We start from the raw sequence: 25,506 nt of genomic DNA on the forward strand, positions 1-25,506 counted from the left end.
CGTTTTTTTATGTGCTACATCATGTTAACCAACGAACACGCGAGCATTGCGGAACATACGCATCCAAGGGCTATCTTCTTGCCACTCATCCGGAGCCCACGAATGACTTACCGCGCGGAACACTCGCTCAGGGTGTGGCATCATAATCGTAGCCCGACCATCAACGGAGGTAACAGCAGTAATGCCATCAGGTGAGCCGTTCGGGTTCAATGGATACTGGTTGGTGAATTGACCACTGTTATCCACGAAATTCATCGCGACAGTGCCCGACTTTTGCAAAGCCGCCAACGCATCAGTAGTAGCGAATTCGGTACGACCTTCGCCATGCGATACAGCAATTGGCATACGAGAGCCTGCCATGCCAGCCAGTAATACCGATGGACTTTGCGCTACTTTCACCGTGCTGAAACGCGCTTCAAAGCGTTCAGATTGGTTGCGCACAAAACGTGGCCACAGCTCCGCACCCGGAATCAATGCCTTCAAGTTAGAAATCATCTGACAGCCATTACAAACACCTAAGCTGAAAGTGTCATCACGGTGGAAGAAGCCTTGGAAAGCATCACGGGCTTGGTTGTTAAACAGAATCGACTTGGCCCAACCTTCGCCAGCGCCCAGTACGTCTCCATATGAGAAGCCGCCACAAGCCACTAAACCTTTGAATTGATCAAAGTCGATATCGCCAGCCAAGACATCGCTCATATGAACATCAACCGCGGCAAAGCCTGCGCGATCAAATGCGGCTGCCATTTCGACGTGAGAGTTCACACCTTGCTCACGCAAGATGGCAATCTTAGGTGCAGCCCCTTTGCCAATATATGGCGCAGCAACGTCTTCGTTCAAATCAAAACCCAGCTCGATCTGAATACCAGGATCGGCCGCATTGGCTTTAGCATCAAATTCTTGTTGGGCACATTCTGGGTTATCACGTAGCGCCTGCATACGATGAGTCGTTTCAGCCCACACCATGCGATAGTGAGTGCGGGTATTACTCAACACCGTATCTTCTCCGCGAACGAAGTCGATGGTATCGGTGTCATTCAAACCACCAATCACATGCACACAATCAGCCAAACCGTTGTCAGCAAAAACCTTCATTACCGCATCACGGTCTGCAGCAGAAATTTGCACCACGGCGCCAAGCTCTTCGCTGTAAAGCGCGGCTAAGTCATCATTGCCTAAGGCAGCAATATCAACGGTAACACCGGTGTGGCCAGCAAAAGCCATTTCCGCAACTGTGGTGAATAAGCCACCATCAGAACGGTCGTGATATGCCAACAGCTTATCGTCTTGTACCAAGGCTTGTATGGCATTGAAGAACTGCAGTAACAATTGGTTATTGTCTAGATCAGGAGCAACATCGCCCAACTGTTTGTACACTTGCGCCAAACAAGAGGCACCTAAACGGTTCTGACCTTTACCTAAATCGACGAGCAGTAAATCGGTGTTGCCTTTGTCAGTGCGCAGTTGAGGCGTTACCGACTGGCGTACATCAATCACGCGGCCAAAGGCCGTGATCACCAATGACAGTGGCGCTGTGACTGACTTATCTTCACCATCTTCCTGCCAACGAGTTTTCATCGACATGGAATCTTTACCGACCGGGATGGTGAGGCCAATCTCGGCACACAACTCTTCACCTACCGCTTTGACAGCTTCATACAAGCCGGCATCTTCGCCAGGGTGGCCGGCTGCAGACATCCAGTTGGCAGACAATTTAATGCGCTTAATGTCGCCAATCGAATTAGCAGCAATATTGGTAATCGACTCAGCGACAGCCAAACGAGCGGAGGCGCCGAAATCGAGTAAGGCAACCGGCGTACGTTCACCCATCGACATCGCTTCACCAGCATAGGTGTCGAATGATGCGGTCGTAACGGCGCAGTTCGCGACAGGAACCTGCCAAGGGCCAACCATTTGATCTTGCGCCACCATACCGGTAACCGTACGGTCACCAATGGTTACCAAGAAGGTTTTTTCGGCAATAGTCGGCAAGCGTAATAGGCGCTCTGCAGCATCAGCTGGCGTCACGTCATCCAGTTTCAGCACATTACCCGTCGCTTTAATTGAAGTGACGTCGCGATGCATTTTTGGCGGCTTGCCCAACAACACATCCAATGGTAAATCGATTGGCTTATTATCAAAGTGACTATCGTGCAGGCCTAACGTCTGCTCTGCAGTCGCATCGCCGATAACTGCGAATGGCGCGCGTTCGCGCTTACAGATAGCCTCAAATACCGCCAAGCTTTCTGGATCAATCGCGAGCACATAACGCTCTTGCGATTCGTTACACCAAATTTCAAGAGGGCTCATGCCTGGCTCATCATTTGGCACATTGCGCAGGTGGAAATCACCGCCACAGCCACCATCATGAACCAACTCAGGGAAAGCATTCGACAATCCACCAGCGCCCACATCATGGATAAAGGCAATCGGGTTCGCGTCGCCTAACTGCCAACAACGGTCGATAACTTCCTGACAACGGCGTTCCATTTCTGGGTTATCCCGTTGAACCGAAGCAAAATCTAAATCTTCACTCGATTGGCCAGATGCCATGGACGATGCAGCACCGCCGCCAAGGCCAATGTTCATCGCCGGGCCGCCAAGCACAACGAGCTTGGAGCCTGCTTCGAAAGGAGTCTTAATGACGTGCTCATCTCGAATGTTGCCAATACCACCCGCCAACATAATAGGCTTGTGGTAACCACGTACTTCTTCCCCGGCGTGGCTGTTAACTTGTTCTTCGTATGTACGGAAGTAACCCAACAATGCAGGGCGACCGAATTCGTTGTTAAACGCAGCGCCGCCGAGCGGGCCGTCCATCATGATGTCAAATGCTGACACAATGCGAGCCGGCTTACCGAAGTCGGTTTCCCACGGTTGCTCGGCACCAGGAATACGCAGGTTAGAAACAGAGAAGCCGACCAAGCCAGCTTTAGGCTTAGCACCTTTACCCGTCGCACCTTCATCACGAATCTCACCACCAGAGCCGGTTGCTGCTCCAGGCCAAGGCGAGATAGCCGTTGGGTGGTTGTGGGTTTCTACTTTCATCAGGATTTGAATATCTTCCTGATGGTAGCCATATTCGCGCGTTTGCGGATCAGCAAAGAAGCGGCCTGCAGCCGTCCCTTCCATAACCGCAGCATTGTCAGAATACGCAGAGAGGACGTAGTCAGGAGTCTGTTCGTAGGTGTTTTTGATCATTTTGAACAGCGACTTCGGCTGCTCTATGCCATCAATGGTCCAGTCGGCATTGAAGATCTTATGACGACAGTGCTCGGAGTTTGCTTGGGCAAACATGTACAGCTCGATGTCGTTTGGATTCCGGTTGAGCTTGATAAAGCTCTCGACCAGATAGTCGATTTCGTCATCAGCCAATGCCAAACCTAAATCAACGTTAGCCTTAGCCAACGCCTCGCGACCGCCACTCAACACATCAACCGACTTGTGCGGGGCTGGCGTGTGGTGTTGGAATAATGCGCTGGCTTGATTCATGTCCGCAAAAATCACTTCCATCATGCGGTCATGCAATAAAGATTTCAGAACTGTGGCTTGCGCTGCAGTTAACTCACCTTCGACCTTGATGTAATAGGCAGTTCCGCGCTCAATGCGTACGATGGCATCTAAGCCACAGTTATGCGCAATGTCGGTTGCTTTAGTAGACCAAGGTGAGATAGTGCCGGGACGCGGAGTCACCAACATCAGTTCACCAGCCGGTTCATGCTCGGCAATCGTTGGGCCGTAAGTCAGGATCTGACTCAACTCACCCTGTTGCTCCGAGCTTAATTGCCCGTTAAGCTCAACGAAGTGCATAAATTCGGCATATATATCAACTACAGGTAGTTGATTTTTAGTACATGCAGCCAGTAATTTCTGGATACGAAAGTCGGATAATGCAGGCGCGCCGCGTAGAATTTCCATAGACGGTATTGGACTCGATATCTGGTGGGATGGACTCTATTAAGGGGCGCTATTATAGGCAAAAATTCGCACGAATGCAGCGTTTACCGAGAATCCGATGCAATATCTTTAATCGGCGCTACAATGAGGCTTAAGTTCTCCTTCCAGGCCTATGATTAGTAAACAAAATTTATGAGAAGTTGGCAGTTTAGACAGGTTATATTGTGGATTGCTTTAACGGTATCAAGCCTGTTAACGGGCTGTTTACCCCAATCTGAGCAGGCAAACTCGCAGCTACAAGAAATTCAGCAGCGTGGCGTTTTGCGTGTTGGCACCTTATTTGGCACCACAACTTACATGCGCGATCAAGTTGGCGAAACAGGCTTGGAATATGACTTGGCCAAATCCTTTGCTGATTATTTGGGCGTGCGCCTGAAAATGGTTCCAGTCCATCAAATCGATCAGTTATTTCGAAAACTCGACCATGATGAAATTGACTTTGCCGCAGCAGGTTTAACGCCCACCAATTCTCGCCGCGAACAATTTCGATTTGGCCCGACTTACTATCAGGTCAGTCAGAAAGTGGTGTTTAAAAAAGGCAATCGCTGGCCATTAAGTTTCAAAAAAATACCTGGTGAGTTAGTGGTCATGGCCAACAGCGCCCATGCCGATTCTCTCGCCGCACAACAACAGGTCTATCCAGATTTACAATGGCGTGAAAGTGCTAATGACAATACCGACTCATTGTTGTTGAAGGTGCTGTCAGGTGACATTGATTACACCTTAGTGGACTCCACTCAGCTTGACGCCATGCGCCGTTTCCATCCTGAGCTATCGGTTGCCTTTTCATTGGAAGGTGAGCAAGACATCGCTTGGGCTTTTTCTGGCACCGATGACGACAGTTTATTTGGTTTAGCCATTGAGTACTTCAGCTGGATTAGAGAACAAGGCTTACTGGCTGAAATGGAGCACAAATATTTCAGCCATATCAATGAGTTTGATTACGTTGACACTCGCTCATTCATCCGCGCGGCGAAGCGAAAATTACCGCGCTACCGAAAAGTATTCCAACGCCATGCTCAGCCTATCGAATGGGAGCTATTAGCCGCCATTAGTTATCAGGAATCTCACTGGAACCCCAAAGCCACCTCGTTTACCGGTGTTCGCGGAATGATGATGCTGACCCAAAACACGGCAGCCAGCGTTGGCGTGTCAAACCGATTAGACGCAGAGCAAAGTATTGCCGGTGGCGCTAAATACTTGGAAAAAATGCTCGCTCGGATCCCTGATAAAGTGCCGGAAGATGAGCGCATTTGGTTCGCTTTGGCCGCTTATAACGTTGGTTTTGGTCATCTTGTGGATGCCATGACCATCGCAGAGCTACAAGGCAAAAACAAATATGCATGGCTGGATGTGCAACAAAGTCTGCCATTATTACGCAAACGCCAATGGTACAAGCAAACCAAGTTTGGCTATGCCCGCGGCGAAGAGCCGGTCCGCTATGTGCGTAATATTCGCCGTTATTATGAAACCTTGATATGGCTTGAACGAGAAGCCGCGCGCGAGCAACAACTCAAACGCCAGCAACAACGCTTTTCCAATATCGATGAAATTATTCAAGATAGCGAAGCGCAAGAAGCAGAAGCAGAAGCAGAAGCAGAAGCAGAAGCAGAAAAGGCTACGACAGAACAAGCAACCACCATATCGGAGCCTGACGCTAGCCAACAGTAAAAGATGCAAATAGGCGATGGATCGCAAACTTATCTGAGTCTATGGTAAATACTGTCATCAAGCTGTAATACACGAAATGTGTAATGTCGGGAGATTTAATAATGAGGTTTAAAAATATGCGAAAAACTCGTACCCGTAGCCAGAATTTACGTCGCTACATTCAAGTCAAACGCGTCAAACGAAATATTTTTGCGCGCCAACGTAAGCAACACGCCATGTTTATGGCCGACGACTAATCGTCACCAGACAGCTGTTGTTTCGATTTTTTTAAGGCTTTAGCCTGTTCTCGCTTGTTGCGGAAGAAGCGCCGTAACTGCTCAGCACATTCTGTGTCTTTTACCCCACCAACCACTTCAACCTGATGATTCAATTGATCAGATTTAAGTAATTGAAAAACCGAGCCTGCGGCGCCGGTTCTCGGATCTGAAGCTCCATAAACTAAACGCCCCACACGAGCATGCACCATTGCGCCAGCGCACATTGGGCAAGGCTCTAACGTGACATACAAGGTCGTATTGGTGAGGCGATAATTTTCTACTTGTTGACCGGCTTGTCGCAGCGCAATGATCTCCGCATGGGCGGTGGGATCGTGCTGACAGATACTTTGATTAAAGCCGCTGGCAATTTCTTGGCCATCTACAACCAATACAGCTCCAACCGGCACTTCGCCGCGTTGCTCCGCTTGCTCAGCAAGCGCTAAAGCGCGCTCCATCCATTGTTCATCTGATGTCATGCTTACCAGTGTTGATCATTCGTGTGGTGATGCGAGATTTGACCATAAATCGGCGACAAAGCCCATAATAGAAGAATCCATTGGCTGAGCGAGTTAGGGAGTAATCGAAACGTCTCTTTCCATTGCGACTACGTTACCCTGTTTTGGTTCACGCAGTCATGCCAGCGATAACACAGCGTAAAATCATACGTCAGGCTGTAGCCCTATCCACGGAGCTAGAGCGACTCGTGAGTCTCGCTAACAATTCGCGCGGATAACCGATTTGGGTAATAACCCGTTATGGAATGCACTAGCCTGCGATGATAGGCGTTTGTGGTATGGCGCGATCAACGTCATTCAGGTACTTGTCCAACTCAATGCACTTGAGCGAACGCTCTCCTTCATTCAGTAACGCCCAATTTTGTTCAACCATGTGCAAAAATATCTTAACGACAGAATCCATCGTTCGGCCTTGAGCGGCAGCCATTGTTGCAACGCTCTCTCGGCCCTGCTGAATTGGAGTTTGGCTGCGCAATAACCATTGCTGATAAGCTGATTGCAGCATCGAATTATGGCCTTGTTCGATGCACACATCGGTTAGCGATTGATACATCACCGAGCGCGCAAATAACTGTTGATGTGGCTCAACAGGTTCGCCTTGTTGGCTAAACGCAGCAGTTGCTGACAGCAGAAAAGTTGCGCCAAGCAGGCGAGCGATTAATCGGTTACTTATCATGACTCATGACGCCTTTTAATATTTGTTGCGATGCAGCAAGATTATTTGAAAACTCAACAAATTCCCAGTGTTACCCGCAACAGGCTCAAGTTAATCAACAATTATTAGAACCAGCGTAAGTTAACGACAACCTGCCATTGTCAGCAACCTCCTAGCGGCACCTTTATTCATATCACTCGAGCGCTTTGATTTGGCAATTAGTGAGCATCAAACGGGCATAAAAAAGCCAGCTTTCGCTGGCTTTTATATTCATAACACAAATCCGCTTATTCCCATTCGATGGTCGCAGGCGGCTTGCCTGACACGTCATAAACAACGCGCGAAATACCATCAATTTCATTAATAATGCGGTTTGATACCTTACCTAAGAACTCATACGGCAAATGAGCCCAATGGGCCGTCATAAAGTCGATGGTTTCTACTGCACGCAGCGACACCACCCAATCATATTTACGGCCATCACCCATCACGCCAACTGAGCGAACGGGTAGGAAGACAGTAAAGGCTTGGCTCACTTTATGGTACAAGTCTGCCGCATGAAGCTCTTCAATGAAGATGGCATCAGCGCGGCGCAACAAGTCACAATATTCTTTTTTAACTTCACCCAGAACACGAACGCCTAAGCCTGGGCCAGGGAACGGATGACGGTAAAGCATGTCGTAAGGCAAGCCCAACTCTAAGCCAATCTTACGCACTTCATCTTTGAACAGTTCTTTGAGTGGCTCGACCAAGCCAAGCTCCATGTCGTCTGGCAAACCTCCCACGTTGTGGTGTGACTTAATGACATGTGCTTTGCCAGTTTTTGACGCCGCAGATTCAATCACGTCAGGGTAAATAGTGCCCTGAGCTAGCCACTTAACATCAGTTCGTTTGCTTGCTTCTTCATCAAACACTTCAATGAAGGTGTGACCGATTTTCTTGCGCTTGGCTTCTGGATCCGCTTCATCGGCCAACGCGTTTAAGAAACGTTCTTCAGCTTTGACGTGGACGATGTTCAGACCAAAGTGGTCACCGAACATTTCCATCACTTGCTCGCCTTCGTTTAAGCGAAGCAGGCCGTTATCCACAAATACACAGGTTAGATTCGGGCCAATGGCGCGATGCAGTAACATGGCAACCACAGAGCTATCAACACCGCCAGATAAGCCAAGAATAACCTTGTCATTACCCACTTGCTTCTTGATGGTTTCAATCGCATTTTCAATGATTGACGCTGAAGTCCATAGCTTTTCACACTGGCAAATCTGAATAACGAAGTGCTCAAGTACGCGCATACCTTGACGGGTATGCGTTACTTCTGGGTGAAATTGCACACCATAAAAATGACGTTGTTCATCAGCCATGGCCGCATATGGGCATGAAGCTGTTTGTGCAATGGTGCTAAAGCCTTCAGGGATGCTGGCAACTTTATCGCCATGACTCATCCACACATCGAGTAGCCCATTACCGTTATCGCCCACATGATCTTCAATGGAGTCAAACAAAGCACATTTCGCAATCAGTTCAACCTGAGCATAACCAAATTCACGATGATCCGAACCTTGTACGGAGCCGCCGAGTTGATGAGCCATGGTTTGCATGCCATAGCAAATGCCGAGTACTGGTACACCTGCGTTGAACACGTACTCTGGCGCACGTGGCGAGCCAGCTTCAGTCACACTCTCTGGGCCACCTGAAAGAATGATCCCTTGCGGATTAAAATCGCGGATGTCCTGCTCGGTTACATCCCACGCCCATAATTCACAGTAAACGCCCAGCTCACGGATACGGCGGGCAATCAATTGGGTGTACTGGGAACCGAAGTCCAAGATCAGGATTTTATGGTCGTGAATGTCTTTGCTCATGGCGTTGCAATTCTCACTTTGCGAAATAACAAAACGAGGACGGCTTTTCATACAAAGTCGTCCTCGCCAACAACCTGCCAATTGGCAGGTAATAACAATTAATTTAGCCCAAACGGTAGTTTGGTGCTTCTTTGGTGATCGTCACGTCGTGCACGTGAGATTCACCCATACCAGCGCTGGTGACTTTAACAAACTCAGCTTTAGTGCGGAGTTCGTCAATAGTGGCACAGCCGGTTAAGCCCATGCATGAACGCAAGCCACCCATTTGCTGGTGAATAATGCCGTGTAACGCACCTTTGTATGGAATACGGCCTTCAATACCTTCTGGTACCAATTTATCGGCAGCATTGTCCGTCTGGAAGTAGCGATCCGATGAGCCTTTAGACATAGCACCCAATGAGCCCATACCACGGTAGCTTTTGAACGTTCGGCCTTGGTAAAGCTCAATCTCACCCGGCGCTTCGTCAGTACCAGCAAACATAGAGCCAACCATGACACACGATGCACCCGCAGCAATCGCTTTAGCGAGATCGCCAGAATAGCGAATGCCGCCATCGGCAATGACCGGAATGCCACGTTCAGCCAAGGCAGCTACCGCATCAGACACAGCTGTAATTTGCGGAACACCAACACCAGTAACGATACGAGTGGTACAAATAGAGCCAGGACCTATACCAACTTTTACGGCATCACAACCGGCATCGGCAAGCGCAATAGCACCGCTTCCAGTCGCGACGTTACCACCAATGATTTGCACATCAGGGTACGCATCTTTCGTTGCGCGAATACGATTTAACACGCCTTGCGAGTGACCGTGGCTCGAATCCACCAGCAATACATCAACGCCGGCTTCAACTAGCGCAGCAACGCGTTCTTCGTTACCGTCACCGGCACCAACGGCGGCACCAACGCGGAGTCGGCCTTGCGCATCTTTACAAGCGTTTGGCTTGCGTTCGGCCTTTTTGAAGTCTTTCACGGTGATCATGCCGCACAGTTTGTAGTCATCGTTCACGACTAAAATCTTTTCAATGCGGTGTTCATGCATTAAATGCTGAACATCTTCACGGCTAGCACTTTCGTGAACGGTAACTAGCTTCTCTTTAGGAGTCATGATGTCTTTGACTTGCTTGCTTGAATCACGTTCAAAACGCACGTCACGACTGGTCACAATACCAATCAATGCATTGTCGGCATCAACAACAGGAAAGCCAGAAAATCCGAGGTCTTGCTGCAAGTAGATCAATTCGCCAATGGAAAGGTCTGGTCCAACCGTTGTTGGTTCGTCCACCATGCCACTTTCGTACTTTTTAACAGCACGAACTTGTTCAGCTTGCGCTGCAATCGACATGTTTTTATGGATAAAGCCGATACCACCTTCCTGCGCTAAGGCAATCGCGAGACGCGCTTCGGTCACGGTATCCATGGCAGCAGATAGCATTGGAATATTGAGCTCAATGCTCTTCGTCAGGCGAGTGCGAAGCTCGGCCGTGTTGGGTAGTACTTCAGAGTGGGCTGGGACAAGCAAAACGTCATCAAACGTTAGTGCTTCTTTGGCAATTCTTAGCATGATGCAACTCTCAACCTAAGCAAGTGACGGTCATTTGGTTGCGGCCGTATTCTACCGGCAAGCCGCGACCGAAACAAATAAATATTTGACGAACATCACGGAAAACACATTGTTTTTATCATCCAACTGTAAAGTGCACGCAACAGCCCGGTCGACATCAGACTCGCAACGCAACTTCAACGAACTTTGTTGCCGATTTCGGGCATAATCAGCGCTCTTGCTGCCGAAAAATACAACCAAGGCTTTGAGGATAGAACATAGCCAATGATTAATGCCGACAATATTTTCAACGTCTCGCAACTCAATCAACACGTTAGCCAATTATTAAGCCAGCAGATCGGAACGATTTGGCTGGAAGCTGAAATTGGCCAGTTAACGCGAGCAGCCTCAGGCCACTGGTACTTGACCTTAAAAGACTCATCGTCGCAAGTTCGCTGCGCCATGTTTCGCATGCGCAATCGCCAGTTAAGTTGGCAACCCAATGTCGGTGATGCCGTATTAGTGAAAGCGCAAGTTGGCTTATATGCGCCACGTGGTGAGTATCAATTGGTGATTGATGCCATGCAACCGGCTGGCGTTGGCCGCTTGCAGCAAGCTTTTGAACAACTAAAAAACAACTTGCAGCAACGTGGTTGGTTTGATCATGAGCGCAAACGCCCGCTACCAGAAACCATCCGGCGCGTTGGCGTGGTGACTTCGTCATCGGGCGCGGCAGTCCATGACATTTTGACCGTAATGGCTCGCCGTGATGCCAGTGTCGATGTGGTGATTTACCCTTCTGCAGTGCAGGGCGAAGGCGCGGCTGAACAAATTGCGGTTCAGATTGCGTTGGCCAATCGGCGCCGTGAAGTTGATGTATTAATTGTTGGCCGTGGTGGTGGCAGCCTCGAAGACCTTTGGTGTTTCAATACCGAAGTGGTTGCGGCAGCGATGTTGAACAGTCGCTTGCCGGTGATCAGCGCCGTTGGCCATGAAGTGGATGTGAGTATCGCCGATTTAGTCGCCGACATGCGAGCTGCAACGCCCTCAGCAGCTGCAGAAGTGGTAACCCGCGACGCTCAACATCGGGTGCAAGCTTTTAATAATATGGTCAGCCGGCTAAATCATGCGTGGCAACACCAAGCTCAGCGCCATCAATTACAACTTTCACAACTGAACCAACGATTAGAGCGCCATCACCCCCATTTGCAAATTCAGCAACATAGCCAACGCTCCGATGAAATGTACTTCCGCCTAAAACAAGCGATGGCACGGAGCCTCAGTTTAAAAGAACGCCAGCATGAGCGACTGCAACAGCGATTATCGGAGCAACGTCCATCGATGATGTTGGCTCGCCATCAATCTCGCCTTGATGGACTCCAGCAACGCTTAACAGGCGCCATTAAGCAACAACTACAACAACGTGAAAGTAGACTAGCGCTACAAGCAGGCAAACTCGATATTGTCAGTCCGTTGGCAACATTGAGTCGCGGTTATAGCATTACCCGAACGCCAGAGCAGCAAGTGATTCGGAGTATCGCGCAAGTCGAGGTTGGTCAAACGGTTGTTACGCTACTCGAAGATGGCCAGCTAGAAAGCAAACTGACCGCCATCAAAGATAGCTGACTCTAGCGATGGCCATGCTGTTGTCAGCAAGCGGTCCTCAACAATTTCTAGCTCCCATAAAAAAACCGCTCCGGCGATGGTCATTGGAGCGGTTTTGTTGTCGTTATGAAACGAACTAATAGCCGGCGCGTACCGGCTCATAGGCAACTTCTAAATACCGATGTCTAACGGTTGATTTTGATTTCAGCTCATTGCAGTGATTACAGAAGTAATCAACTGCACCGCAGGCTTTTAATATGCTTAACGGATCACCACAGACATCACATACAGCTTGTGCTTGATACTGCGCGTTACATTCTTCGCATCTGTGATGTTCTGTGTCCGGAATTAAGTGTCCTTGGCACTTGGGGCATTTCGGTCGTAGGGTCATAGGTCACCTCAGAGGTAGTATTATTATTTTTGTCTACCCTTGATGTACTTCATTAAACGACGGCGTTTTCTGATTTGACTCAAAGTTAGTGTATTTTTTTTGTCCTTATATGGGTTATCACCTTCTTTAAATTCAAATTTGATAGGTGTACCCATGATCTGTAGCGAACGTCGGAAATAATTCATCAAATAGCGCTTGTATGAACCTGGTAGCGATTCCACCATATTTCCATGCACCACAATAACCGGTGGGTTATAGCCACCAGCATGAGCGTAACGGAGCTTGCTGCGACGGCCACGCACCATTGGCGGGTTATGATCTTCCGAAGCGCCTTGCAAGATACGCGTCAGTAACGAAGTCGACACGCGGCGCGTTGCCGAACGGTAGGCTTCTTGAACCGATTCAAACAAATGCCCGACACCGCTACCATGCAGCGCTGAGATAAAGTGTACTCGTGCAAAATCGACAAACCCCAAGCGACGATCCAATTCATCCTTAATGCGATCACGCTCGTGACTTTCTAAACCATCCCATTTATTGACGGCGACTACCAACGAACGCCCCGCATTGAGCACGAAGCCCAGCAAGCTCATGTCCTGATCACTGATCCCCATATGAGCATCCAGCACCAGCAATACCACGTTGGCATCTTCAATAGCCTGTAGCGTTTTAATCACGGAGAACTTTTCAATGGCTTCATTCACTCGCGCACGGCGGCGAATACCAGCCGTGTCGATCAAGATGTAATCTTGTTCGTCTCGCGCCATTGGAATATAAACAGAATCGCGAGTAGTGCCCGGCATGTCATAAACAACCACGCGTTCTTCGCCAAGGATGCGGTTAGTCAGCGTCGATTTACCAACATTGGGTCGGCCAACAATGGCTAACTTGATGGGTAAGTCTTCAAACGGTACCGATTCGGTTTCTTCGTCATTGAGTTCTTGCTCTGACAGGTCGTCAAGATCGTCTTCAATGCCTTCGAGTTCTTCATCATCAACTAAATCATCGAAATTTGGTTCGGCTTCGAGCTTGGCCAGCAACGGCAGCAATGCGGCATCCAACACATGGCTCACACCGCGGCCTTGGGCAGCGGCTACGCCAAACATTTCAGGAATACCTAATTGATAGAAATCTGCCATCACCTGATCGGCATCAACACCATCAATTTTGTTGACCAGCAACACAACGTTCTTTTCGCCGCGCCGCAAATGTTCAGCAATTTCAATATCGGTAGATGTTAGGCCATCACGACCATCCACCATGAAGAAAATAACATTTGCTTCTTCAATAGCCTGCTGCGATTGCTCAACCATGAGCGCATCAATTCCCTCTTCATCGCCATAAATACCAGCGGTATCAATGACGATATATTCGCGTTCGGCAAAACGTGCCTGACCGTATTGGCGGTCGCGCGTCAGCCCAGGAAAATCGGCGACTAAAGCATCGCGTGTACGCGTTAGGCGGTTAAACAATGTTGATTTGCCAACGTTTGGTCGTCCAACGAGCGCAATCACAGGGGTCATTAATTCTTTCTCCAACAAAAAGCCCCGAACCAGGGCCGGGGCTTCATCATTCGTTTTTCAGCGTATCGGCGTTATTTTATGGCGTCTTAATAGCGTAGACATATCCGCCACGAGCCTGAATATAAATAACATCACCATCGACCACCGGATTCGAATAGAAACCGTCTGAATCAACATTCATTCGGGCGACAAACTGGCCAGTGTTGCCATCAAGCCAATGTAAATAGCCTTCAAAATCACCCACCACCACATAGCGGCCAACAAACGCTGGTGTGGTGATCTGGCGGTTTTCCATTTCGCGGTTTGCCCATAACTCGGTGGCATCACGGCGATCAATGGCAAACACGTAGCTTGACGAACTACTTAAGTACAGTTGGAAACCATCCATCACCATCCCCTGATAGGATGAATATGGGCGTTTCCAGATTTCACGGCCTGAACGCATTTCAGCGGCAATTAAATCACCGTTGTAGGCAACAGCATAGACTTTGTCACCAGCTGTGAGAATATCAGCATCGACATCAACCATGCGTTCTAAGTCGTTAGAACCACTTGGTTGAGTCAGTTGCTCTTCCCAGATTTGGAAACCGCGCTCTAAGAATACCGCCGATAATTTACCATCAGAAGTACCGAAGAAAGCGGCACCATTGTCAACAGCAGGCGTTCCCGAGCCGCGTAGGGTCAATGGCGGAACAGCACCTTCAAAATTCCAAATCTCTTCGCCTGTTTCAGCATCTAAGCCATAGATCTTACCCGATAAGGTATTGACGACCAGTTTACCTTCGGCAGCAACAGGTGGCGCCAGAACTTCACCAGCAACGGTAACGCGCCAAATCTCTTCACCGGTTTCAGCATCCAAACTGAAGACAAAACCACGCTCGGTACCAAAATAAACCTTGTTGTAGGCTGCAACCATGCCACCAGAAACCATGGCGGTACGATAACCACCAAACCAGCGATCATTATCTTTCTCGCCGACGTTTACTTCCCATAGCGTATCGCCGGATTCTTTATCAAGCGCTTTAATAATACCTTCACGGCTAGCAGCAAAGACTTTGCCGTAAGCAACCGCAGGGCGTAAGCGTGATGCGTGTTCATCAACACCATCGCCAACAGAGGCGGACCACAGCTCTTCACCTTCAAATTGCGGTTCAAACTCAACCAGTTCGGCCACAATAATTTGTTCTTCATCGTCTTCGAACAGAGAACATGCTGATAATGCCATTGAGGCAACCGCCACAACGGCTAACGGGCGAAACCAGTTTTTCACAGCATTACTCCTCGACTGCTGTTGCAGCGGCTGGAAGTTCAGGCGCTGGCGCAGCTAAATCATCCAATCGAATTTGAATTGTTGCTGCTAGCTGTGGCGGCACATTCATTAACGCCGTCTGTAATGCATCACGAGCCGCATCAACATTGCCAGCAACTAAGTGGGCTTCAGCTTTCACTGATTCAACATCACCAACCAATAACGCAGGCCACTCGCCTGACAAGGTTTGCAATGCTTGCTCAGCTTGTGCCAAACCAACTTGAATGCGAGCCAAACGCAATTTAGCCACTTGCTGCAGAGCAACATCTGACGCATTAGCGGCCACTTGCTTTAAGGTTGCCGCAGCGGCTTCCAATTCACCCGCTTCAACTTGCGTTTTGGCTAGCTGTAATTCAGCCACAGCTACATAGCCGGAATCGCTATAATCGGCTGAGAATTGTTGTAATTGTTCAGCGGTTGCTGCCGTTGAATAAGCTTGCGCAGCCTCGGCATTTCCCAACACTTGTTGTTCTTGGAAATAACGGAATCCGTAAATACCACCTAAACCAATCACGATACCTAAGATGATTTGATTACCATTCTTACGCCAAAACGCTTTGATGGCTTCAATTTGTTGTTCTTCGGTCTGGTAAGCTTCCACACCTTACTCCATTTCGTTCAATAACGCCGTCAGGCGAGTTGCTACGTCAGCCACAGGTAATTGCTCCTGCGGCTGCTGATGATTTCTTAAATGTTTAAGGCCAACGACACCGTCAGCCAATTCTTGCAGCCCTAAGATCAGGGCAAAACGAGCGCCACTTTTGTCCGCTCGCTTAAATTGCTTTTTCAGATTGCCGCCACCTAAATGCTGCATAATGCGAACACCGGGTAACGCCGCACGTAACTGTTGCGCAAGCTTTAAACTTGGCGCCGTACAGTCATCGCCACTGGCCATGCAATAAATATCAACGGGAGCCGGCAAGTCTTCGAGTTTGCCAAGGGTTTCGAGCAATAACAGCAAACGTTCCATGCCCATAGCAAAGCCCACCGCAGTTGTTGCTTTGCCGCCAAGTTGCTCAACTAAGCCATCATAGCGGCCACCAGCACACACGGTGCCTTGCGCTCCCAGCGCATCGGTGACCCATTCAAACACGGTTTTGTTGTAATAATCCAGCCCGCGGACCAAGCGTTCATTGATTTGGTAACGAATCCCCAAAGCGTCCAGCAAATCACTTAACCGAGCCATGTGCTGACGGCTGTCATCATCGAGATAATCTGACAATTTAGGAGCATCAACCAACAAGGCTTGCGTCGCTTCATTTTTACTATCCAGCACGCGCAGCGGGTTCGATAGTAAACGGCGCTTGCTGTCTTCGTCCAATTGCTCTTGATGCTCGGTTAAAAAGGCCACCAGCGCATCTTTGTAATCGGCGCGTGCTTGGTTAGAGCCAAGCGAATTTAGCTGCAATGTCACTTGATCGGCAATACCAAAGTCTTGCCACATCTTGGCCGTCAGTTGAATAACTTCGGCATCAGCATCCGCACCAGACAAGCCATACAGTTCAACGCCAAATTGATGAAACTGACGATAACGACCTTTTTGCGGGCGTTCGTGACGGAACATAGGGCCGATATACCACAACCGTTGCTCTTGGTTATACAACAAACCCGCTTGATTTCCGGCACGGACACAACTTGCGGTTCCTTCCGGACGCAACGTTAGGCTATCGCCGTTACGATCGTCAAAGGTGTACATCTCTTTTTCAACGATATCGGTCACTTCACCAATAGAGCGCTTAAATAAATCGGTACTTTCAACCACTGGCGTACGGATCTCGGCATAGCCATAGCCCGCTACTAAATCACGCAGGTTTTGTTCAATAAATTGCCAAGCAGGAGACTGATCAGGAAGACAGTCGTTCATACCTCGAACGGCTTGAATTTGTTTCGCCACAGTAATGCACTACCTGAGAAAAGATAAATTAAGACCCGGCATTATAAGGAAGCCGGGCCGCAATACAAAATGCCCGCGTAAAACGAGCATGAAACATTTTATGATTCGCTGACGTCGGTCACATCAATTCGATGATCTGGCTGCTCGCGAGTCAATCGGGCGCGAATGCGACTCTCGAGTTGATCCACCAAGTGGTCGTTGTCAAAGCGCTCTTTTTTACGTTCACCATCTTCGTAAAAACCGCTGCGCTTGTGACCACCAGCCACACCAATATCAGACACCTGAGCTTCGCCTGGGCCATTTACGACGCAGCCGATGACAGACACATCCATTGGCGTCACAACGTCTTCCAAACGCTGCTCCAGCTCATTGACCGTACCTATCACATCAAATTCCTGACGCGAACACGATGGGCAAGCAATGAAATTGATGCCACGAGCTCGAATGCGCAACGACTTAAGAATATCGAAACCAACTTTGATTTCTTCGATTGGATCCGCAGCAAGCGAGACACGAAGCGTGTCGCCAATACCGTCCGCTAGCAACATGCCAAGGCCAATCGCTGACTTCACAGAGCCCGCACGAGCGCCTCCGGCTTCAGTGATGCCGAGGTGCAAAGGCTGATCAATTTTCTTCGCCAGCAAGCGATAAGCATCAACAGCTAAGAACACATCCGATGCTTTGACACTGACTTTGAATTGGTCGTAATTGAGCTTATCGAGGTAATCGACATGACGCATGGCCGATTCAACAAGTGCCTCAGGCGTTGGTTCACCATATTTTTCCTGCAAATCACGCTCGAGTGAGCCGCCATTTACGCCAATACGAATCGGAATATTGCGCTCACGAGCGGCATCAACCACGGCTTTAACGCGATCTTCACGGCCAATATTGCCTGGATTAATTCGCAAGCAATCGACACCATATTCAGCCACTTTGAGGGCAATTCGATAATCAAAATGAATATCCGCCACCAGCGGCACATCCACTTGCTGCTTAATCGCTTTAAAAGCTTCGGCAGCATCCATGGTTGGTACAGAGACGCGAACAATATCAGCGCCTACATTTTCCAGCGCTCTAATTTGCGCAACCGTGGCATCAATATCAGTGGTCAACGTATTAGTCATGGACTGCACTGCGATTGGCGCACCATCACCGATGGGGACATTACCAACCATAATGCGGGTCGATTTGCGGCGTTGTATCGGATTCTCAATCATGATGTCACTCTTTAATATCAGCCGGCAGGAAACGTTAACCGCAATGTTTTGAGCGGATTGGTCACTTCAAATGGGTACAGTTCACCTTGGTATTCTATCGTGACCGCGTCTGGCACGCCAAATATCGCGCTAAAAGGTGGCACGCCTTCAAACATAACATCGCGCGATGCCGTTTTTACGCCCTCGGCCACAACTTGCCCTGTGGCATCTTCAACACGCATCCAACAATCTTTCGACAAGATTAAGCGAACTGATGCTAACTCGTCTTGCACCGGCGACTGTTGTGTCGCTAATGCCTGTTCGGCTTGTTGCAGTGACGTTTCTTCAGCACTCGTCGCCATTGCATCGTCGGTAGCATCTACAACGGGGGCGCTTGAATCATCGCTTTCTAACTCGTTGCTGATGGCATTGTCCGCCAGCGATGTGTCCGCATCTGGCTGAGGCGCATCCATTAGGGGCGCTTCAGATAACGCTGCGCTTTCATCCAAACTGTCATCCGACGATAGCTCTTGCGCCATCGTAGCAGGCCCACTTACGGGAGCTTCTACTGCTGCCTTCGATTGGGATTGCACCAACTCATCAAGTGCATCAGCGACTTGCTCGGAAGTACTTGGCACGGAGGTCGACTCAGAGAGTTGCGTTGCCAGTTGGCTTTGTTGTTGTTTTTGCCACCACCACGCGACGAGGCAGGCGACAAGCACTAACACGATGACGTAAGTAAGCCACATCACCCGGCTATCGGAGCGCTCTGTTGACGTACGATTAGAGAAGCTCTGCATGTTGGCTTGTACAGCCTCGCCTTTGTAGGCTTGCAGAACTTGATCTTCAGTCAAACCAACAAGTCGAGCATAGGCACGTAAATAACCGCGAACAAAGGTTGCCGAAGGCAAACTGGCTTCATCATCTTCGTCGATGGCAATAATCACATTTGCGCGCAGGTTTAGGCGTGCAGCAACATCTTCAACGGAGAGCTGCATTTGTTTGCGAGCGTCACTCAGGATTTTTCCTGCGGTCTCGGGAGCCGCTTTTACTTGCGGTTCGATCTCATCCTTCATGATCGGTTCCTTGGTTTGCTTCGGTCAATTCCGCCATTAACGCATCATAGGTTTGTGGGTATCTGGCTTGTAGAATCAACCTGTATTTCTGAATATTTTTGGGGTCCTGGCGCTGATCGGCCAAACGATAACCCAACACAGCACTATCCATATTGATGGAGTTTCGATTTAAATATCGATTAAAATAGAATTCTGCTGAGTCTAATAAATTCAATTGTAAATTCGCTTCGGTCAACCCTAATAGCGTGCGCGGACGTGACGCATCGTAACTCAGTACTTTATCAAAGTAGCTGCGGGCCTGCTCCGCTTGATCTTGGCTCAGTGAGCATAAGCCGGCGTTCTCATAAGCGTCGGCCACACGAATGTAGCTCGGCTCTCGTACCGCTTTAATGAACTGTTCCATGGCTTCGTCATAACGTTCTTGCTGGCACAAAAACACCCCGTAATTATTCATGGTGCTGCCATCGTTAGGGCCATAGCGCAATGCTTTTTGATAAGACGCCTCTGCCAACTCAGACTCATTTACGCGTTGATAGTAATAGGCAAGTGAATAATGAACTTCAGCCAGTTCAGGGGCATGTTGGAGAGCTCTGGTGAGATTGTATTTCGCTTGCGCAGCATCGCCATTTTGTAAATAGCGCAGGCCGAGAGCAACCCGTGTTCGGGCTGCTTCAATCGGATCGGACTGTTGTTCAATCACTTTTTTGTTGCTGCCGGCGATTCGCGTTTCGGTAACGCAACCGAACAAACAGAAAGCCGCGCACAACATTAGAAAATAGCGCATTAATTTGGTGTTAACTCAGCGTGAATTACAGCATTTTGACTGAAATGTCATCGCCTTGCATCCGTTTTTTCAGCGTTCTCTTAGTTCTGTCAACTACGTCACCTGCGAGCTGACCACAAGCCGCGTCAATATCGTCCCCTCGAGTCTTACGCACAATCACGGTATAACCGTGCTCCATCAAGACTTTGGCGAAGCGATCGATGCGTGAATTAGAGGAGCGACCGTAAGGTGCTTCTGGGAATGGGTTCCACGGGATTAAATTAATTTTACAGGGTGTATTCTTCATCAAACGTGCTAATTCATGGGCCTGATCGGTGCTGTCGTTAACGTGATCTAGCATCACGTACTCAACGGTCACCTTCCCTTGATTGGCATTGGACTTGCTCAGGTAATTACGCACGGAGCCAAGAAATGACTCAATATTGTATTTCTTGTTGATTGGCACAATTTCGTCACGCAGTTTGTCATTCGTTGCGTGTAACGAGATAGCTAAGGCCACATCGATCTGGTCGGCCAACTTATCAAGCGCAGGCACAACCCCAGACGTACTGAGGGTGACGCGACGTTTAGACAAACCGAAGCCGAAATCTTCCATCATCAATTCCATCGCAGGAATGACGTTTTTAACGTTAAGCAAAGGCTCGCCCATGCCCATCATCACCACGTTGGTGATAGGTCGGTCATCATTTAATGCCGCGGGGCCAATTATTTTTGCTGCCCGCCAAACCTGACCAATAATTTCAGAGACCGATAAATTACGGTTAAAGCCTTGTTGAGCTGTAGAGCAAAAGGTGCATTCCAAGGCACAACCTACTTGCGATGAAACACACAGTGTGGCTCGGCCTTCTTCGGGAATATAGACGGTTTCAACTTCTTGCCCGCCGGCTACAGTAAGCGCCCACTTAATCGTGCCATCAGCGCTACGCTGCTCGGTCGCCACTTCTGGCGCTTTAATTTCCGCGCGATCTGCCAACTTTTGACGCAACGTTTTGTTGATGTTGGTCATTTGCTCAAAATCGTCATATCCGAAGTGATACATCCACTTCATCAACTGATCAGCACGAAACGGCTTCTCGCCCATTTCGACGAAAAACTCCCGCAGTTGCTGACGACTGAGGTCTAGTAAGTTGATTTTTTCTGCCACGCGATAACCCTTTTTATACCCGCCCCACATTTGGGGCGCGGAATTGTACAAATTTTAGCATGGCATTGCTAGGCGCTTCGCATTGCGGTGTTCAGCTGGCTTTACGTTACGCCAAAAACTCCGCTCGCGTCTTTGAGCTACTCTTAAAAACGCCGCCCAAAGCCGTTGTTTCCGTTGTGGAATTTGCATCCATCACGCCACGCGATTTAACACAGTAATGAGTTGCATTAATCGTCACAGCAACATCCTGAGTGTCGAGCAATGTTTGTAAGGCGATGAGAATTTGCCGCGTTAAGCGTTCTTGAACCTGCGGCCGCTGCGCAAAGAAACGTACGATGCGATTTATCTTCGACAATCCAATGACGTTGTTGCGCGGAATGTAGGCCACCTTGGCATAGCCATCAATGGTTACAAAGTGGTGCTCGCAGGTGCTGGTAACGGCAATGTCGCGGATCTTGACCATTTCGTCGCAACCCATTTTGTTATCGATCTGAGTGATTTTTGGAAAGTTGCCGTAGTCTAAGCCGCAGAAAATTTCATCGACATACATTTTCGCAATGCGGTGGGGCGTTTCGGCTAAGCTGTCATCGCTGAGATCTAATCCAAGAGTTTGCACGACCTTGGTCATGTGCTGACGAATGGCTTGGTACTTCTTTTCTCGATCAAGCCCATTGTCTTGCAATGGTGACTCTAATCCGGCATCCAGCAGGGCTCGCTGAACTGCCTTTGCTTGTTCCAGCATCATCATCCTTTTTTCTCTCATTGTTGTTTTATGTTTGGATGTACGCAAATGACTGCAAGGAAGATTGATCACAACTGCGATTTAACTCGTTTACCTTCAGCACAAAACAGCCATAGACTTGATGAAGTCTATATCAACGGGGCCAAAGCGCCTGTTTTGGCTCAAAAACCCAAGTTTTAGGAAATCAGATGACATCAACGTCAAAGCAAAAAATAGAGCAAGCTGTAGTGATTACAGGCGGCGGCCAACGGGTAGGTCTCGCTTTAGCTTTGGCACTGAAGCAACAAGGTTATGAGGTGATTGTCAGTTATCGTTCTGACAAGCCCGGCGTGCAGCAGTTGAAGCAAGCCGGCGTAATAACACTGCAAGCGGACTTTTCAGAACAAGCTGGTATTGAACAGTTTATCAATGAGCTTGACGCATGCTGTAGCTCGGTCCGAGCGTTAATCCACAATGCATCCGATTGGCTGCCAGAAAGCAAGGCAAGCTCACCCGCAGTAGCTATGGCCCAGATGATGCAAATCCATGCGATGGTGCCTTATCAGTTGAATCTAGCCTTTGCCGAGAAGTTAAAACTGAAAGGCCCAGGCGATATTATTCACATGAGTGATTATGTGGTTAAAACCGGTAGCCAAAAACATATTGCTTATGCGGCCAGTAAAGCCGCTCTGCAGAACATGACGCTGTCATTTGCGTCCTTGCTAGCGCCGCAAATTAAGGTCAACACCATAGCGCCGGGGCTAATCATGTTTAACCAGCATGATGATGAAGCCTATCGCCAAAAGGCCAAAGCCAAATCATTGCTGCAAATCGAACCGGGCGCTGAGGTGATTATTGAGACCGTCAATTACATCCTCACCAATCGCTATCTGACAGGCAGTTGCATTGACTTAGATGGCGGCCGCTCACTCGCCCGTTGATGCGGTTTGCTGCTCTTCAAGTAATTTGGCGCGTACTTTCATAATCACTTGGCCGTAGTTGTTTTCGCCACGGCGATCCCGTCCACAACCCCAAAAGTAATCATACGAATCGTCCTCAACCAGCAACTTTTCACCCGTATCCAAAATCGCCGCAGCCACCTCGGGATGGCTCTTGGCACTAATGTAAACCGCTCGAGTCATCACCACGACTTGTATTTTGCTCCAATTGGATTTGGGTCTACGGTACCAGCGCGAGCCAATTTTCGCGGCTTGCTCCGCGGTAGGTGCCTGACAAATACGTTCTCGAAGGACGTCGCTATCAAACTTCATCGCTTGAAAATAATGTTCAATACTCGGCCACGTATGACCATCGAGCTCAAAGGAACGTAAGCCATGACTCGAAAGTAAATGCTCACATTCATAGCGTGAGAAATAAATTTGGTCGTTTGTGTTTTCGTGTGGAAACAGCATAAATTAACTCTGTAGGGCAGTTTTTTGCGGGTTGCTACCAACCCGGCACATCGGCAAACATCGTCTGCACATATAAGTTAGCCGACTCGACTTTCTCATCCACCGTTGATTTGCGGACGCGCTTTTTACCGATACTGCGAAATACCACTCGGTTCTCATTTGGGTCGACCAAATCAATCAACAGTTGGCCTTCGGTAAACTGGTCAACATCAATATCGTTACCCCAGCCGGCGCCCCAATGGCGTCGATGATAACGGCCATAGTAATTGAAGTTGTTATGGTAACTGCGAATGCGAGTTCGGTCTTTGCTGGTAAGGTGATAGGAAACGAGGATCTCGGCTTCATCGCGAGCAACGGCGGTCATGCCACGCATTTGCAGTGCATTGTTAATCGCGTCTTCGAGGCGCTGCTCATCTAAGCTTGTACCGGCCTGCCCCTCATAGGTCTCACCGTTGGCGGGAATAAGATAATAGGTTTTAATTGCGACAAAATTGAATTCATCGGTGTAATCCGATTCAATGTTCGGGGTGCTTGCACAGCCAAACAATACGATGCAAATCAATAACAGCAACCCGTTCGTTAACCGCTTCATTACTTCTCCCTGTTTTCTCCAACTAACAACTTGGAGACTATACCGAAACATTCAACCTGACTAGTGGCAATCGAACTTAACTCGGATTAGATAGAAGAGTTTAAGGCCGGCATTGTTGGGCGAAAAGTTTAGCTGCATGTTCAAATAGTTATGATGCGACCACGAACAACAACCATTATCATTAACAAGCGCATGATATTAAAGGTTTTTTTGTTGTTCCAAATCAATTTTTGGACTAAGCTTTGGCTTAGATATTGATGGAACCACCCTATCCAGTCGGAAAGACGCATTCCCGGGAGAGACCATGCTAGGCGACAAACAAGTGATTCAGGCTCTGAACCGAGTCCTAACCAGTGAACTGACCTCAATCAATCAATACTTCTTGCACGCAAGAATGTTTAAGAATTGGGGATTCTCAAAGCTTAATGAAAAAGCGTATAAAAAATCGATCAAGGACATGAAGCAAGCCGATGACATCATCGAGCGCATCTTGTTTCTTGAAGGCCTTCCCAACCTTCAGCAACTCGGTCATTTACGCATCGGTGAGCACCCAGAAGAAATGCTCGCATGCGACATGGAATTCGAGACCGAGCAATTGCCAGCGCTTCGTGAAGCGATTGCCTTGTGTGAAGAAAAGGCCGATTACGTATCTCGCCAGTTACTTGAAGAATTACTGGAAGATGAAGAAGAACACTTAGATTGGCTGGAAACCCAGCAACACCAAATCAAAGAACTTGGTTTAGAAAAATACTTACAGGCTCAACTCTAACGTGGCCAAAGGAGAACAAAAATGAAAGGTAGCCCAAACGTTATCGATTCCTTAAATCGCCTGCTGGCTGCAGAGCTTGCTGCGATGGATCAGTACTTCATTCACTCAGAAATGTATGCCGACTGGGGCCTAACAAAGCTCTACGATCGTATTTCTCATGAGTTTGATGATGAAAAAGGCCACGCCAAACTGTTAATCGAGCGCATCTTGTTTTTGGAAGGTACGCCGTGCATGACCAAACGTGATGACTTGCGTATTGGCAGTGACGTTGAAGCGATGCTGCAAGCCGATCTCGATCTGGAATACGATGTCGCTGAAGCATTACGAGATGTGATTGATACGTGTGAGAAAGAGCGCGACTATCAAACCCGTAGCATCCTTGAAAAACTACTTGAAGACACCGAGCAAGATCATGCTTACTGGTTAGAGCAGCAGCTCGGCCTGATCAAACGCATCGGCTTGGCAAACTATCAGCAGTCCATGATGTAGTCGCCAGTTCGTCGAACAAAAAAGCCACCGATACGGTGGCTTTTTTTGTGCAGCCTGTCCCGTCCTGAAATAGGTTTACACATTGGAGACCTATGATGGAAAAGCGAATCCCTTCAAAAACAAAGCGCACTC

Annotated in this window: 22 protein-coding genes; 5 read left to right on the forward strand and 17 right to left on the reverse strand. The window is 48.7% G+C overall.

The genetic code is table 11. From position 1 onward, the window contains the following. Positions 1–24 precede the first annotated feature (24 nt). Positions 25–3,918 carry a phosphoribosylformylglycinamidine synthase gene (purL, locus tag K0504_RS07375; RefSeq protein WP_220103530.1) on the reverse strand — a complete coding sequence of 1,298 codons (3,894 nt, stop codon included), beginning with the start codon at positions 3,916–3,918 and terminating at the stop codon, positions 25–27. 171 nt (positions 3,919–4,089) lie between these two features. On the opposite strand from purL, the gene mltF reads away from it, so the two are divergent. Next, positions 4,090–5,628, forward strand: coding sequence for a membrane-bound lytic murein transglycosylase MltF (gene mltF / locus K0504_RS07380; RefSeq protein ID WP_220103531.1), 1,539 nt, complete (start codon positions 4,090–4,092; stop codon positions 5,626–5,628). 232 nt (positions 5,629–5,860) lie between these two features. Here the strand turns inward: mltF and tadA are convergent, their stop codons facing one another. The 4 genes from tadA to guaB all read right to left on the reverse strand — a co-directional run bounded on the left by tadA (position 5,861) and on the right by guaB (position 10,487). Then, the gene (tadA, locus tag K0504_RS07385; RefSeq protein ID WP_220103532.1) at positions 5,861–6,361 is read right to left on the reverse strand and encodes a tRNA adenosine(34) deaminase TadA; all 501 of its coding nucleotides are present in this window, start codon (positions 6,359–6,361) and stop codon (positions 5,861–5,863) included. A 289-nt stretch (positions 6,362–6,650) separates the two neighbouring features. After that, positions 6,651–7,076: a hypothetical protein gene (locus K0504_RS07390; RefSeq protein ID WP_220103533.1), complete on the reverse strand. Its 426-nt coding sequence runs from the start codon at positions 7,074–7,076 to the stop codon at positions 6,651–6,653. A 266-nt stretch (positions 7,077–7,342) separates the two neighbouring features. Beyond that, positions 7,343–8,920, reverse strand: a complete 1,578-nt coding sequence (gene guaA / locus K0504_RS07395) for a glutamine-hydrolyzing GMP synthase (protein WP_220103559.1) — start codon at positions 8,918–8,920, stop codon at positions 7,343–7,345. Positions 8,921–9,023: 103 nt separating this feature from the next. Further along, on the reverse strand, positions 9,024–10,487 hold the full coding sequence (gene guaB, locus K0504_RS07400; protein ID WP_220103534.1) for an IMP dehydrogenase: 1,464 nt from the start codon (positions 10,485–10,487) through the stop codon (positions 9,024–9,026). A 264-nt stretch (positions 10,488–10,751) separates the two neighbouring features. Between guaB and xseA the strand changes: the two genes are divergently transcribed. Beyond that, positions 10,752–12,092, forward strand: coding sequence for an exodeoxyribonuclease VII large subunit (gene xseA / locus K0504_RS07405; protein WP_220103535.1), 1,341 nt, complete (start codon positions 10,752–10,754; stop codon positions 12,090–12,092). A gap of 115 nt (positions 12,093–12,207) precedes the next feature. On the opposite strand, the gene K0504_RS07410 is transcribed toward xseA, so the two are convergent. From K0504_RS07410 to folE, 10 genes are all read right to left on the reverse strand, one after another. Then, the gene (locus K0504_RS07410) at positions 12,208–12,462 is read right to left on the reverse strand and encodes a zinc ribbon domain-containing protein (RefSeq protein ID WP_220103536.1); all 255 of its coding nucleotides are present in this window, start codon (positions 12,460–12,462) and stop codon (positions 12,208–12,210) included. Positions 12,463–12,485: 23 nt separating this feature from the next. Further along, entirely contained in the window at positions 12,486–13,985 is a 1,500-nt protein-coding gene (gene der / locus K0504_RS07415) for a ribosome biogenesis GTPase Der (RefSeq protein ID WP_220103537.1), read from the reverse strand. Between the two features lie 76 nt (positions 13,986–14,061). After that, positions 14,062–15,255, reverse strand: coding sequence for an outer membrane protein assembly factor BamB (bamB, locus tag K0504_RS07420; protein WP_220103538.1), 1,194 nt, complete (start codon positions 15,253–15,255; stop codon positions 14,062–14,064). Between the two features lie 4 nt (positions 15,256–15,259). Further along, positions 15,260–15,895 (reverse strand): YfgM family protein, encoded by a 636-nt coding sequence (locus K0504_RS07425; protein WP_220103539.1) that lies wholly within the window; start codon positions 15,893–15,895, stop codon positions 15,260–15,262. A gap of 3 nt (positions 15,896–15,898) precedes the next feature. Then, positions 15,899–17,188, reverse strand: a complete 1,290-nt coding sequence (gene hisS / locus K0504_RS07430; protein WP_220103540.1) for a histidine--tRNA ligase — start codon at positions 17,186–17,188, stop codon at positions 15,899–15,901. Between the two features lie 98 nt (positions 17,189–17,286). After that, positions 17,287–18,411 (reverse strand): flavodoxin-dependent (E)-4-hydroxy-3-methylbut-2-enyl-diphosphate synthase, encoded by a 1,125-nt coding sequence (ispG, locus tag K0504_RS07435; protein ID WP_220103560.1) that lies wholly within the window; start codon positions 18,409–18,411, stop codon positions 17,287–17,289. Positions 18,412–18,425: 14 nt separating this feature from the next. Further along, positions 18,426–19,463: a RodZ domain-containing protein gene (locus K0504_RS07440; RefSeq protein ID WP_220103541.1), complete on the reverse strand. Its 1,038-nt coding sequence runs from the start codon at positions 19,461–19,463 to the stop codon at positions 18,426–18,428. Then, a complete protein-coding gene (gene pilW, locus K0504_RS07445) occupies positions 19,453–20,247 on the reverse strand; it encodes a type IV pilus biogenesis/stability protein PilW (protein WP_220103542.1) in 795 nt (264 codons plus the stop codon). Before pilW ends, K0504_RS07440 begins: the two co-directional genes overlap by 11 nt. A gap of 25 nt (positions 20,248–20,272) precedes the next feature. Further along, entirely contained in the window at positions 20,273–21,391 is a 1,119-nt protein-coding gene (locus K0504_RS07450; protein ID WP_404822994.1) for a bifunctional tRNA (adenosine(37)-C2)-methyltransferase TrmG/ribosomal RNA large subunit methyltransferase RlmN, read from the reverse strand. Between the two features lie 106 nt (positions 21,392–21,497). Continuing rightward, entirely contained in the window at positions 21,498–22,136 is a 639-nt protein-coding gene (folE, locus tag K0504_RS07455; protein WP_220103561.1) for a GTP cyclohydrolase I FolE, read from the reverse strand. 185 nt (positions 22,137–22,321) lie between these two features. On the opposite strand from folE, the gene folM reads away from it, so the two are divergent. Beyond that, positions 22,322–23,053, forward strand: coding sequence for a dihydromonapterin reductase (folM, locus tag K0504_RS07460; protein WP_225918019.1), 732 nt, complete (start codon positions 22,322–22,324; stop codon positions 23,051–23,053). On the opposite strand, the gene K0504_RS07465 is transcribed toward folM, so the two are convergent. Then, positions 23,039–23,524, reverse strand: a complete 486-nt coding sequence (locus tag K0504_RS07465; protein ID WP_220103544.1) for an NADAR family protein — start codon at positions 23,522–23,524, stop codon at positions 23,039–23,041. The genes folM and K0504_RS07465 overlap by 15 nt on opposite strands. A gap of 34 nt (positions 23,525–23,558) precedes the next feature. After that, complete coding sequence (locus K0504_RS07470; RefSeq protein ID WP_220103545.1) at positions 23,559–24,116, reverse strand: DUF4136 domain-containing protein; 558 nt, start codon at positions 24,114–24,116, stop codon at positions 23,559–23,561. A gap of 304 nt (positions 24,117–24,420) precedes the next feature. On the opposite strand from K0504_RS07470, the gene bfr (K0504_RS07475) reads away from it, so the two are divergent. Both bfr (K0504_RS07475) and bfr (K0504_RS07480) read left to right on the forward strand, forming a co-directional pair. Beyond that, positions 24,421–24,885 (forward strand): bacterioferritin, encoded by a 465-nt coding sequence (bfr, locus tag K0504_RS07475; RefSeq protein ID WP_220103546.1) that lies wholly within the window; start codon positions 24,421–24,423, stop codon positions 24,883–24,885. Positions 24,886–24,906: 21 nt separating this feature from the next. Further along, on the forward strand, positions 24,907–25,374 hold the full coding sequence (gene bfr, locus K0504_RS07480; RefSeq protein ID WP_220103547.1) for a bacterioferritin: 468 nt from the start codon (positions 24,907–24,909) through the stop codon (positions 25,372–25,374). Positions 25,375–25,506 lie beyond the last annotated feature (132 nt).

It is taken from the genome of Neiella holothuriorum (genome assembly GCF_019457915.1).
In the GTDB taxonomy this organism is placed as follows: Bacteria; Pseudomonadota; Gammaproteobacteria; order Enterobacterales; family Neiellaceae; genus Neiella; species Neiella holothuriorum.

Excerpts from the sequence above, each read along its gene's own strand:
- purL (WP_220103530.1), bottom strand. The coding sequence starts at position 3,918 with ATGGAAATTCTACGCGGCGCGCCTGCATTATCCGACTTTCGTATCCAG.
- mltF (WP_220103531.1), top strand. The coding sequence starts at position 4,090 with ATGAGAAGTTGGCAGTTTAGACAGGTTATATTGTGGATTGCTTTAACG.
- tadA (WP_220103532.1), bottom strand. The coding sequence starts at position 6,361 with ATGACATCAGATGAACAATGGATGGAGCGCGCTTTAGCGCTTGCTGAG.
- K0504_RS07390 (WP_220103533.1), bottom strand. The coding sequence starts at position 7,076 with ATGATAAGTAACCGATTAATCGCTCGCCTGCTTGGCGCAACTTTTCTG.
- guaA (WP_220103559.1), bottom strand. The coding sequence starts at position 8,920 with ATGAGCAAAGACATTCACGACCATAAAATCCTGATCTTGGACTTCGGT.
- guaB (WP_220103534.1), bottom strand. The coding sequence starts at position 10,487 with ATGCTAAGAATTGCCAAAGAAGCACTAACGTTTGATGACGTTTTGCTT.
- xseA (WP_220103535.1), top strand. The coding sequence starts at position 10,752 with ATGATTAATGCCGACAATATTTTCAACGTCTCGCAACTCAATCAACAC.
- K0504_RS07410 (WP_220103536.1), bottom strand. The coding sequence starts at position 12,462 with ATGACCCTACGACCGAAATGCCCCAAGTGCCAAGGACACTTAATTCCG.
- der (WP_220103537.1), bottom strand. The coding sequence starts at position 13,985 with ATGACCCCTGTGATTGCGCTCGTTGGACGACCAAACGTTGGCAAATCA.
- K0504_RS07440 (WP_220103541.1), bottom strand. The coding sequence starts at position 19,463 with ATGAAGGATGAGATCGAACCGCAAGTAAAAGCGGCTCCCGAGACCGCA.
- pilW (WP_220103542.1), bottom strand. The coding sequence starts at position 20,247 with ATGCGCTATTTTCTAATGTTGTGCGCGGCTTTCTGTTTGTTCGGTTGC.
- folE (WP_220103561.1), bottom strand. The coding sequence starts at position 22,136 with ATGATGCTGGAACAAGCAAAGGCAGTTCAGCGAGCCCTGCTGGATGCC.
- folM (WP_225918019.1), top strand. The coding sequence starts at position 22,322 with ATGACATCAACGTCAAAGCAAAAAATAGAGCAAGCTGTAGTGATTACA.
- K0504_RS07465 (WP_220103544.1), bottom strand. The coding sequence starts at position 23,524 with ATGCTGTTTCCACACGAAAACACAAACGACCAAATTTATTTCTCACGC.
- K0504_RS07470 (WP_220103545.1), bottom strand. The coding sequence starts at position 24,116 with ATGAAGCGGTTAACGAACGGGTTGCTGTTATTGATTTGCATCGTATTG.
- bfr (WP_220103546.1), top strand. The coding sequence starts at position 24,421 with ATGCTAGGCGACAAACAAGTGATTCAGGCTCTGAACCGAGTCCTAACC.
- bfr (WP_220103547.1), top strand. The coding sequence starts at position 24,907 with ATGAAAGGTAGCCCAAACGTTATCGATTCCTTAAATCGCCTGCTGGCT.